Consider the following 11,701-nt stretch of genomic DNA (forward strand, 5'->3'; position numbering starts at 1 on the left):
ATTACGACTCTGTCGGACCTCTCCGACATATCGTTTGATGGAGATGTGCTTGGCGCACACTCCATCGTCAGCATGATTCACATTGTTAAAGAGCGGCTGTTCAGAGAACAGTGAGAAGTCACACAACCTTCTCGAGGAAGGCGATATGCTTGTCACTGTGGACTGTGCAGCGTTATCAGGTAGTAGCAGCTTGAACCGGAACTTGATGGTGGAGCCAAGCGGGATCGAACCGCTGACCTCCTGCGTGCAAGGCAGGCGCTCTCCCAGCTGAGCTATGGCCCCAAAAGTCGGCAAAACCGTGTCGACAAAAGCACGAAGCTTTTGGTGGGTCTGGGCAGATTTGAACTGCCGACCTCACCCTTATCAGGGGTGCGCTCTAACCAACTGAGCTACAGACCCGACACTACTACTCGATAAACTAACTTGATCAGGTAATTCGTTGTGAGCACTTGCCGCGAGCAGTAGACAGTGTCGATAAGGAGGTGATCCAGCCCCAGGTTCCCCTAGGGCTACCTTGTTACGACTTCACCCCAGTCATGAACCACACCGTGGTGATCGCCCTCCCGAAGGTTAGGCTAACCACTTCTGGTGCAGTCCACTCCCATGGTGTGACGGGCGGTGTGTACAAGGCCCGGGAACGTATTCACCGTGGCATTCTGATCCACGATTACTAGCGATTCCGACTTCATGGAGTCGAGTTGCAGACTCCAATCCGGACTGAGGCAAGCTTTATGGGATTGGCTCCACGTCGCCGTATTGCAACCCTTTGTACTTGCCATTGTAGCACGTGTGTAGCCCTACCCGTAAGGGCCATGATGACTTGACGTCGTCCCCACCTTCCTCCGGTTTGTCACCGGCAGTCTCCTTAGAGTTCCCGACATGACTCGCTGGCAAATAAGGATAGGGGTTGCGCTCGTTACGGGACTTAACCCAACATTTCACAACACGAGCTGACGACAGCCATGCAGCACCTGTCTCAGAGTTCCCGAAGGCACCAATCCATCTCTGGAAAGTCCTCTGGATGTCAAGGGTAGGTAAGGTTCTTCGCGTTGCATCGAATTAAACCACATGCTCCACCGCTTGTGCGGGCCCCCGTCAATTCATTTGAGTTTTAACCTTGCGGCCGTACTCCCCAGGCGGTCAACTTATTGCGTTAGCTGCGCCACTAAGTCCTCAAGGGACCCAACGGCTAGTTGACATCGTTTACGGCGTGGACTACCAGGGTATCTAATCCTGTTTGCTACCCACGCTTTCGCACCTCAGTGTCAGTGTCAGTCCAGAAGGCCGCCTTCGCCACTGGTATTCCTCCCGATCTCTACGCATTTCACCGCTACACCGGGAATTCTACCTTCCTCTCCTGCACTCTAGCCAAGCAGTTCCAGATGCCGTTCCCAGGTTGAGCCCGGGGCTTTCACACCTGGCTGACTTAGCCACCTACGCGCGCTTTACGCCCAGTAATTCCGATTAACGCTTGCACCCTCCGTATTACCGCGGCTGCTGGCACGGAGTTAGCCGGTGCTTCTTCTGCGAGTGATGTCTTTCTTGCGGGGTATTAACCCACAAGCGTTCTTCCTCGCTGAAAGTGCTTTACAACCCGAAGGCCTTCTTCACACACGCGGCATGGCTGGATCAGGCTTTCGCCCATTGTCCAATATTCCCCACTGCTGCCTCCCGTAGGAGTCTGGGCCGTGTCTCAGTCCCAGTGTGGCTGATCATCCTCTCAGACCAGCTACGGATCGTCGCCTTGGTGAGCCGTTACCTCACCAACAAGCTAATCCGACATGGGCTCATCCGATAGCGCAAGGTCCGAAGATCCCCTGCTTTCTCCCGTAGGACGTATGCGGTATTAGCCTGAGTTTCCCCAGGTTGTCCCCCACTATCGGGCAGATTCCCATGCATTACTCACCCGTCCGCCGCTCGACGCCTCCTAGCAAGCTAGGATCGTTTCCGCTCGACTTGCATGTGTTAAGCCTGCCGCCAGCGTTCAATCTGAGCCATGATCAAACTCTTCAGTTGAAAGCTTGATAGTCTGTTAAGCAGACCAAACTTGGTTCAGAGTCAAACTTCTCGTGAGAGGCTTGCTCCGATATTTGGTGACCTTGTCACCACTCATCGGCAAGCGCTCACACGAATTACCTGATCAAATTTTTAAAGAGCGTCGCTGTGAAGCGAGGAGGCATATTCTACCCGGAACGCTTGAGAAGTCAAGCACTTGATGATGAGTCAGTCGACTGCCTCTAAGCATCATCAAGCGGTGAGGAGCGTTGCTCGATCACCTGTTCCGTAAGGATTGCGGCGCATTCTAGCGAATCGCCCGGAATTGTCAATCGATGGTTTCGAAGCGGACTTCAAAAACATCAAGCAAAACAATCACCTGCAAACCTCTTTCACCGCTGGTGACGCCATGCGTCCCCGGCAGCGGATGCGTACTTTACGCAGGAATCGCCGTGAGGGCAAGGGCTTTTTGAAGAGATTGTCATTCTCGGGACATACGGGTGACATCTCTGAAATGCCTTTCTCTTCTCTCCTCATTCTGCTTCTCTTTTCTTCTTATCCTCGTCTTGCCGTTGCTTGCTGACATCTTCCCCCGGCCAGAAACACATTCGGCCCCGCCAGGAATGGCGGGGCCGAATATCGATCATCACACTGCTGACAGCTGACGCCTACTTGTTTCCGCGCAGCTTGCGACCCAGCGCCATGATCGGGCCACTGGCGACATAGCAACCGAACAGGCCCAGCAGCATCACGGACGGCTCCAGCGAGATGACCACGAAGGCCAGCACGATGGCGAGCAGCGCCACAAAGGGCACCGGCCCCTTGAGGTCGATCTCCTTGAAGCTGTAGTAGCGAATGTTCGACACCATGAGGATACCGGCAGCCGCAACCACGAAGACCATCAGCGACTTGAAGGCGAAGGTCTCGGCGTCGAAATTGTGCATGGTCCACACGCAGCCGGCCACAAGTGCCGCCGCTGCCGGGCTCGGCAGGCCGATGAACCACTTCTTGTCGGTGGAGCCGATCTGGACGTTGAAGCGTGCCAGACGCAGCGCAGCACCCGCCACGTAGACGAAGGCGGCGATCCAACCGATCTTGCCGACGTCCTGAAGAATCCAGCTGAAGGTGACCAGCGCCGGCGCTACACCGAAGGACAGCATGTCCGCGAGGCTGTCGTACTCGGCACCGAAGGCACTCTGGGTGTTGGTCAGGCGAGCTACACGACCGTCCAGACCGTCGAGCACCATCGAGACGAAGATGGCGATGGAGGCGTTGGCAAATTCCCCGTTCAGCGCACACACCACGGCGAAGAAGCCGGAGAACAGCGCCGAGGTAGTGAACAGGTTGGGCAGCAGGTAGATGCCACGCCGGCGAACGGGCTTGCCGTCCTCGATGGCCTCTTCCACGACTTCACTGTCGTCGGTGAACTCCTCCACCACCTTGTCCAGCACTGAGCTGCTACGGCGCGCCTCTGCTTCGGCGCCGCCTTCTACTCCGGGATGTCGATTTTCGTCAGTCATGGGATTCCTTGCATCATGCCTCATCGTGGCAGGGTAGCCACATTCTACACCTGCCAGTGAGCGCGAATAGTGGTGACACCCTAGCGACCTCACCGTCGACTGTCACTCCCTCCCCCATTCGATAGCGCTTATGAATCAGCAACGCAAGCGGGGCGCCCTCCTGATGGAGAGCGCCCCGCTCATTTCACGCCAGATCCAATAGGCAGGATCAGTTGCGCGACTTGTCGACCAGCTGGTTGGCCGTGATCCACGGCATCATGCCGCGCAGCTTCTCACCAGTCTGCTCGATCGGATGCTCGGCGTTCTGGCGACGACGGGCCGTCATGGACGGGTAGTTGGTGTTGCCTTCCTGGATGAACATCTTGGCGTATTCACCGCTCTGGATGCGCTTGAGTGCATTGCGCATGGCGACACGGGACTGCTCGTTGATGACTTCGGTACCGGTCACGTACTCGCCATACTCCGCATTGTTGGAGATGGAGTAGTTCATGTTGGCGATGCCGCCTTCGTACATCAGGTCGACGATCAGCTTGAGCTCGTGCAGACACTCGAAATAGGCCATTTCCGGTGCGTAGCCCGCTTCGGTCAGGGTCTCGAAGCCCATCTTGACCAGCTCGACCGCGCCACCACACAGGACAGCCTGCTCACCGAACAGATCGGTTTCGGTCTCGTCCTTGAAGGTGGTCTCGATGATGCCGGTACGACCGCCACCGACGCCTGCCGCGTAGGAGAGTGCGATGTCCTTGGCCTGGCCAGTCGCATCCTGATGGATGGCGATCAGGTCCGGGATACCGCCACCCTTCACGAACTCGGAACGCACGGTGTGACCCGGTGCCTTCGGCGCGATCATGATGACGTCGAGGTCAGCACGCGGCACGACCTGGTTGTAGTGGACGTTGAAGCCGTGAGCGAAGGCCAGGGTCGCGCCCTGCTTCAGGTTCGGTTCCACCTGGTTCTCGTAGATGGCCTTCTGGTTCTCGTCCGGCGCCAGGATCATGACCAGGTCAGCCGCCTTAACCGCTTCCTCGACTTCGGCAACCTTCAGGCCCGCCGCTTCGGCCTTGGCCCAGCTGGAGGAAGAACGACGCAGGGCGACAGTGACATCGACGCCGGATTCCTTCAGGTTGTTCGCGTGGGCGTGGCCCTGGGAACCGTAACCGAGGATGACCACTTTCTTGCCCTGGATGAGGGAGAGGTCACAATCCTTGTCGTAATAGAGTTTCATCGTCATTGCTCCTGGCGGCTCACCCCGTCAGCGGGATGGCGTGAGATCTTGAAAGAGTGTCTGTTGTTCTTGCGACCCCTCCCGCAAGGGAAAGGCGTATGACAGTGTCCAGCGCCGACGGCCATCTGTCTCGGCCGCTCTGCGTCCTGGGGAGGTCGTGCGCCTTGGATCAAGGTCTGCCGCCCTCCTCCTGCGCGGCGATGAGTCCACCTTACCTGCACCTCGACATTGCGTAAAATGCTATATTTGCACCATTATATGCCATATTGCGCAATACAAGGCATTTCCCTCTACAGCACTCACCGACAGTGGACTCCGGCATGGACAATCGCCAGCTCAAGCAATTCCTGACCCTCGCCGAAACGCTACATTTCGGGCGCGCCAGCACTGCCTGCCACCTGAGCGCCTCTGCCCTGTCACGAGCCATCCGGGCCATGGAGGAAGAGCTGGGCGTCAGCCTGTTCGAGCGCGACAACCGCAGCGTCGCGCTGACACCGGCGGGTGAACGCTTCCGTCGTCATGCTCGCGAACTCCTGAGTCAGTGGGATGACATTCGCCAGTCACTGCTGGAAGACAGTGATGAACTGCGTGGCGAGCTCTCCCTGTATTGCTCGGTGACTGCCAGCTACAGCTTTCTTTACGAGATTCTGGCCACCTTCCGCGCCCGCCACCCGCACGTGGAGCTCAAGCTGCATACCGGTGACCCTGCCGTGGCACTGGAGCGTGTGCTGATGGGCCATGAGGACCTGGCAATCGCCGCGCGTCCGGATGTGCTGCCTTCCCGCCTGGCCTTTACCGACTTCGCCGAATCGCCGCTACGCTTCATTGCGCCGCGACATGATGGCCCCGGCCAGCGGCTGGAAGGCATCGGGGAGGCCGATGATTCAGTGGCGGGCGACGGTCACATCGACTGGGCCCGCGTGCCGATGATCCTGTCGGAGACCGGCCTGGCACGTGAGCGCTTCGATGCCTGGTGCCACGAGCGCGGCATCAAGCCACGTCTGTATGCTCAGGTTGCCGGCAATGAGGCCATCGTCAGCATGGTCGGGCTGGGCTTCGGGATCGGTGTGGTGCCACAGATCGTGCTCGACAATTCGCCGCTGGCCGATCAGGTGCGCATCCTTGAGGTCGATCCTCCGCTGACCCCCTACAAGGTCGGCCTGTGCGTACAGGAAAAACGCCTGCGTCATCCGCTGGTGCGCGCGTTATGGGAGCAACTGCCCGGCTCGCCGCAGCGACCCGTTGATTGATGCCTGATAGCGAGCCAACAAGAATGGCGCAGCAACGAAAACGGCGCCCCGAGGGGCGCCGTTCTTGTGTTGCGATTCCACTACCACCGTCTTACAGGCTCAACACCTTTTCACCGCGTGCGATGCCGGAGACACCGGTACGTGCCACTTCCATCACGCCCACCGGCTGCATCGCCGCCAGGAAGGCATCCAGCTTGCCGCCGTCACCGGTGATCTGAATGGTATAGAGGCTCGGGGTGATATCGACGATCTGGGCACGGAAGATGTCCGCCGTGCGCTTGATCTCGTCACGCTGGGCGCCCAACGCCTTGACCTTGACCAGCATCAGCTCGCGCTCGATGTGGCTGCCCTCGGTGAGGTCCACCAGCTTGACCACATCCACCAGCTTGTTGAGCTGCTTGGTGATCTGCTCGATGACACGATCTTCACCGACCGTGGTGACGGTCAGACGGGACAGGGTCGCGTCTTCGGTCGGCGCCACGTTGAGGGTCTCGATGTTGAAGTTACGCTGTGAAAACAGGCCGACGACCCGTGACAGCGCGCCCGGTTCGTTTTCCATCAGAATGGAGATGATATGGCGCATCAGGTCCGCTCCGTCTTCGTAAGCAGCATGTCACGCATGGAGCCGAGAGGCACCTGCATCGGGTAGACGTGTTCACGCGGGTCGACATAGATGTCGAGGAACACCAGCTCGTCCTTGTTGCGGAAGGCGTCTTCCAGCGCAGGCTCGAGCTCCTCCACCGTGTGCACCTTGATGGCGCGGAAGCCATAGGCACCCGCCAGCTGCACGAAGTCAGGCAGCGACTCCATATAGGAATGCGAGTGACGGGACTTGTAGTTCAGGTCCTGCCACTGACGCACCATGCCCAGCGACTGGTTGTTGAGGTTGATGATCTTGACCCCGATCCCGTACTGCTTACAGGTCGAGAACTCCTGCATCATCATCTGGAAGCTGCCTTCACCGGTGAACAGCACCACATCGTCTTCCGGGTAGGACATCTTGATGCCCATGGCCGCCGGGAAGCCGAAGCCCATGGTGCCCAGACCACCGGAGGTGATCCAGCGGTTGGGGCGCTGGAACTTGTAGTACTGGGCAGCGAACATCTGGTGCTGACCGACATCGGTGGCGACGAAGGCTTCGCCACGCGTCGCACGGTGCACGGCTTCCACCACCTGCTGCGGCTTGAGCGGCTCACCCGGGGCGGACGGCTCGTACAGCTTGCCTTCACGCTCGGCACGCCAGCCATCGATCTGGGACCACCAGGCCTCCAGTGCATCGGGGTTGGCCAGCTCGCGGCCCTGCACGAGGCTGATCATCTCGTTGATCACGGCATCGGCCGGACCGACGATCGGCACATCGGCGCGCACGGTCTTGGAGACCGAGCTCGGGTCGATGTCGACGTGGATGATCTTGGCCGTCGGGCAGAACTTCGAGGTGTTGTTGGTCACGCGGTCATCGAAGCGCGCACCGATGCAGATGATCAGATCGGCGTGGTGCATGGCATTGTTCGACTCGTAGGAGCCGTGCATGCCGGGCCAGCCCAGACACTGCCGATCGCCCTGCGGGTAGGCACCGATGCCCATCAGCGAAGTGGTGATCGGGAAGTTGAGGCGGCGTACCAGGTCAGTCAGCGCTTCGCTGGCACGCCCGGACACCACACCGCCACCGGTGAAGAACAGCGGGCGACGTGCCTTGAGCATCAGCTCCACGGCTTTCTTGATCTGGCCACTGTGGCCACGGGTGACCGGGCTGTAGGAGCGCATGCGTACCTTCTTGGGGTAGCTGTACTCATAGCGTTCGGTCGGGGCGGTCATGTCCTTCGGGATATCGATGACGACCGGCCCCGGGCGACCACTGGAGGCCAGATAGAAGGCCTTCTTGATCACCTCGGGAATCTCGCTCGGGTGCTTGATCGAGAAGCTGTGCTTCACGATCGGGCGAGTCACGCCGACGATGTCGGTTTCCTGGAAGGCGTCTTCACCGATCAGGTGACTGGCGACCTGACCACACAGCACGACCATGGGAATCGAGTCCATGTAGGCCGTGGCGATACCAGTGACGGCATTGGTCGCGCCCGGGCCTGAGGTGACCAGCACCACACCCGGCTTGCCGGAGGCGCGCGCGTAACCATCGGCGGCGTGGGTCGCGGCCTGCTCGTGACGGACCAGAACGTGCTGGACCTTGTCCTGGCGGAACAGGGCGTCATAGATATGCAGCGCCGCTCCACCGGGATAGCCGTAAATATATTCCACGCCCTCGTCGTGCAGGGCGCGGGCGATCATGTCAGCGCCGGAAAGCAATTCCACTTGGTTATTCTCCCCTGGAGGTCTCGAGTGCGTCCGGCGGCAATGCGCAAGCCGGATCGAGTGCGACCTGAATGTCGCTACCGCAGAAATTGCGGCACCTGATGCCAAACCCTGGCGTCTGCGGCCCGGTTAGGGCCTGCACTCTTGTCGCATCGGTTGGATGCGGTCGGGGCTGATGGCCGGTCGGTACGGTTGGCGTACCCGGACCGGCGTATCCTTTGACAGGCGGACAGCGACTCAGCGTCTGTCCTTCACGCGGCGCTTCGAGGGTCGCCCGAATGGCCGCGCCCGCAATCAGGAATGGTCAAGAGTCCAACAGCCGCAAGGGGCTGTCAACTCAACCTTACGCCAGTGTGCGCCGCCTGCGCCAAATGCCACACCGATAACAACGAATCCGGCCATAAGCGTGCGTAAAACCTCACCAATGGCGATAAATTCGCAATTTTCTGCTTCGTGAATTTCAGCCTGCCTCACGCCGGGTTGTCTTTTTGCGCCCGGACGGCAGACACGAAAACGCCCCACCGCAAGCGGAAGGGCGTGCTTCCGTCACGGTGGGGCGTCACTCATGGGCGCGCGAATCAGCGCGTGAAGGTCAGTTCCCCGCCCTCTTCGTCGACACGGATCACATCACCGGGCACGAAGTCGCCACCCAGCAGCGCCTGGGCCAGCGGATTCTCGATACGACTCTGGATGGCGCGCTTGAGCGGACGAGCGCCATAGACCGGATCGAAGCCTGCCTTGGCCAGCAGCGCCATCGCGGCATCGGTGATATCGAAGCCGAGATCGCGATCGGCCAGGCGCGCCTTGAGACGTTCAAGCTGGATGCCCGCGATGGAAGCAATCTGCGCCTGCCCCAGCGCGTGGAACACGACCACTTCATCGATGCGGTTGATCAGCTCCGGTCGGAAGTGATTGCCGACGACTTCCATCACCGCCGTCTTCATGTCGTCGTACTGGAAGGCCGCCTTGCGCTCGGCACGCTCGTCGGCACTTTCCGTACTGCCATCGTCTTCCGCCAGCTCGCCATTGAGGCCGCTCATGCGCTGGATCATTTCCGAGCCCAGGTTGGAGGTCATCACGATCACGGTGTTGCGGAAATCGACGGTGCGCCCCTGACCATCGGTCAGGCGGCCATCTTCCAGCACCTGCAGCAGGATGTTGAAGACATCAGGGTGCGCCTTCTCGACCTCGTCGAGCAGCAGCACGGAGTATGGCTTGCGGCGCACGGCCTCGGTCAGATAGCCGCCCTCTTCATACCCGACATAGCCGGGAGGCGCGCCGATCAAGCGGGCCACGGAGTGCTTCTCCATGAACTCGGACATGTCGATGCGCACCATCGCCTCTTCGGTGTCGAACAGGAAGCTGGCCAGTGACTTGCAGAGCTCCGTCTTGCCGACGCCGGTCGGACCAAGGAACAGGAAAGAGCCGTTGGGACGATTCGGATCCGACAGCCCCGCGCGTGAGCGACGTACCGCATTGGACACCGCGATCACCGCCTCGTCCTGACCGATCACTTTCTCGTGCAGCGCCTCTTCCATGCGCAGCAGCTTGTCACGCTCGCCTTCGAGCATCTTGGCGACCGGAATGCCGGTCCAGCGCGAGACGACCTCGGCAATCTCCTCCTCGGTGACATTGGAGCGCAGCAGTACGTGGGCAGAGGTATCCGCCTCGCCTTCGCCGGCTTCGCTGATCTGCTTCTCGAGCCCCGGAATCACGCCGTACTGCAGTTCCGACATACGGCTGAGGTCACCGGCGCGGCGCGCCTGCTCCAGATCGATACGCGCCTGTTCCAGCTCCGCCTTGAACTGGGCCGCGCCCTGGATGCTGGACTTCTCGGCCTTCCAGACTTCATCGAGGTCGGCGTATTCACGCTCCAGCTCCGATATCTGGTCCTCAAGCGCGCCGAGGCGCTTGAGCGCCGCCTCATCAGTCTCCTTCTTGAGCGCTTCCCGCTCCATCTTGAGCTGGATCAGGCGGCGATCGAGGCGGTCCATCTCCTCAGGCTTGGAATCCAGCTCCATGCGGATGCGTGACGCGGCCTCGTCGATCAGGTCGATCGCCTTGTCCGGCAGCTGGCGGTCCGTGATGTAACGCGAGGACAGCCGTGCAGCGGCGATGATGGCACTGTCGGTGATGTCGACCCCGTGGTGTACCTCGTAGCGCTCCTTCAGGCCACGCAGGATGGCAATGGTGTCTTCCTCGCTGGGCTGGTCGACCTGCACCTTCTGGAAGCGGCGCTCGAGTGCGGCGTCCTTCTCGATGTACTGGCGATACTCGTCAAGCGTGGTGGCACCGACACAGTGCAGCTCGCCACGCGCCAGCGCCGGCTTGAGCATGTTGCCGGCGTCCATCGCGCCTTCGGCCTTGCCCGCGCCGACCATGGTGTGCAGCTCGTCGATGAACAGGATGACCTGGCCCTCTTCCTGCGCCAGCTCCTTGAGCACCGACTTGAGGCGCTCCTCGAATTCGCCGCGGAACTTGGCCCCCGCCAGCAGCGAGCCCATGTCGAGAGACAGCACGCGCTTGTTCTTGAGGCCTTCCGGCACCTCGCCATTGACGATACGGCTGGCCAGCCCCTCGACGATGGCGGTCTTGCCGACACCAGGTTCACCGATCAACACCGGGTTGTTCTTGGTGCGACGCTGCAGCACCTGGATCGTGCGCCGAATTTCCTCGTCACGCCCGATCACCGGGTCGAGCTTGCCATCCCGCGCGCGCTCGGTGAGATCCAGGGTGTACTTGTTGAGCGCCTCGCGATTGTTCTCGGCATCGGCATCGCCCACGGCTTCGCCACCGCGCAGTGCATCGATGGCGGAGGTCAGGGCGGGCTTCTTGATGCCCGAGGAGGTGAACAGCTTGCCGAGATCACCGCCCAGCTCCAGCGCGGCCAGCAGCGCGAGCTCGGAGGCGATGAATTGATCGCCGCGCTTCTGCGCTTCACGATCGGCCAGATTCAGAAGCTTGCCGAGGGCCTGCGAGGGCGCGACATTGCCGTCGAACTGGGACACGGTCGGCAGGTCATCCAGCTGGCGCTTGAGGCCACTCATCAGACTGGTGGCATCGCCGCCCGCCTTGTTGACCAGTGCCTTGAGACCGCCATCGCGGTCCTCCAGCAGCGCCAGCAGCAGATGCTGTGGGTGAATTTCATTGTGGCCTCGCCCGACGGCGAGCGACTGGGCATCCGCCAGAGCGTTCTGCAGCTTGCTGGTGAGTTTGTCGATGCGCATGGTGCTGTCTCCTGAGAGTCATGGCGGTACTCCTTTTCTCAGGAGCTTCGCCTGTAACTTTTCGTATCTGACTCTCAAGATGGGGACTGGTGCACGGCTTTCAAGGCAGGATTCGCCGCACTGCAGCATGTTGTGCCATTCGCCTGATCCAGGTCAGTTTCCCGCCCTGCCGGCCAT

Annotated in this window: 6 protein-coding genes, 2 tRNA genes and 1 rRNA gene; 1 reads left to right on the plus strand and 8 read right to left on the minus strand. The window is 60.4% G+C overall.

Annotated elements, in window-relative coordinates:
* Positions 1–206: 206 nt before the first annotated feature.
* The 5 genes from FLM52_16440 to ilvC all read right to left on the minus strand — a co-directional run bounded on the left by FLM52_16440 (position 207) and on the right by ilvC (position 4,740).
* Positions 207–282, minus strand: a tRNA-Ala gene (locus FLM52_16440).
* Between the two features lie 40 nt (positions 283–322).
* A tRNA-Ile gene (locus tag FLM52_16445) sits at positions 323–399 on the minus strand.
* Positions 400–470: 71 nt separating this feature from the next.
* Positions 471–2,016: ribosomal RNA gene (locus FLM52_16450) — 16S ribosomal RNA — on the minus strand.
* A gap of 647 nt (positions 2,017–2,663) precedes the next feature.
* Entirely contained in the window at positions 2,664–3,539 is an 876-nt protein-coding gene (pssA, locus tag FLM52_16455) for a CDP-diacylglycerol--serine O-phosphatidyltransferase (protein ID NVN57321.1), read from the minus strand.
* Positions 3,540–3,723: 184 nt separating this feature from the next.
* Positions 3,724–4,740 carry a ketol-acid reductoisomerase gene (gene ilvC / locus FLM52_16460; protein NVN57322.1) on the minus strand — a complete coding sequence of 339 codons (1,017 nt, stop codon included), beginning with the start codon at positions 4,738–4,740 and terminating at the stop codon, positions 3,724–3,726.
* Between the two features lie 320 nt (positions 4,741–5,060).
* Here ilvC and ilvY point away from each other — a divergent pair, with 320 nt between their 5' ends.
* Complete coding sequence (gene ilvY, locus FLM52_16465; GenBank protein ID NVN57323.1) at positions 5,061–5,990, plus strand: HTH-type transcriptional activator IlvY; 930 nt, start codon at positions 5,061–5,063, stop codon at positions 5,988–5,990.
* A 91-nt stretch (positions 5,991–6,081) separates the two neighbouring features.
* On the opposite strand, the gene ilvN is transcribed toward ilvY, so the two are convergent.
* The 3 genes from ilvN to clpB form a co-directional block, all read right to left on the minus strand.
* Positions 6,082–6,573 carry an acetolactate synthase small subunit gene (gene ilvN / locus FLM52_16470; GenBank protein NVN57324.1) on the minus strand — a complete coding sequence of 164 codons (492 nt, stop codon included), beginning with the start codon at positions 6,571–6,573 and terminating at the stop codon, positions 6,082–6,084.
* The gene (locus FLM52_16475; protein ID NVN57325.1) at positions 6,573–8,297 is read right to left on the minus strand and encodes an acetolactate synthase 3 large subunit; all 1,725 of its coding nucleotides are present in this window, start codon (positions 8,295–8,297) and stop codon (positions 6,573–6,575) included. The genes ilvN and FLM52_16475 overlap by 1 nt, the downstream gene beginning before the upstream one ends.
* Positions 8,298–8,875: 578 nt before the next feature.
* Positions 8,876–11,524, minus strand: coding sequence for an ATP-dependent chaperone ClpB (gene clpB, locus FLM52_16480; protein ID NVN57326.1), 2,649 nt, complete (start codon positions 11,522–11,524; stop codon positions 8,876–8,878).
* Positions 11,525–11,701 lie beyond the last annotated feature (177 nt).

It is taken from the genome of bacterium Scap17 (assembly GCA_013376735.1).
Taxonomy (GTDB): domain Bacteria; phylum Pseudomonadota; class Gammaproteobacteria; order Pseudomonadales; family Halomonadaceae; genus Cobetia.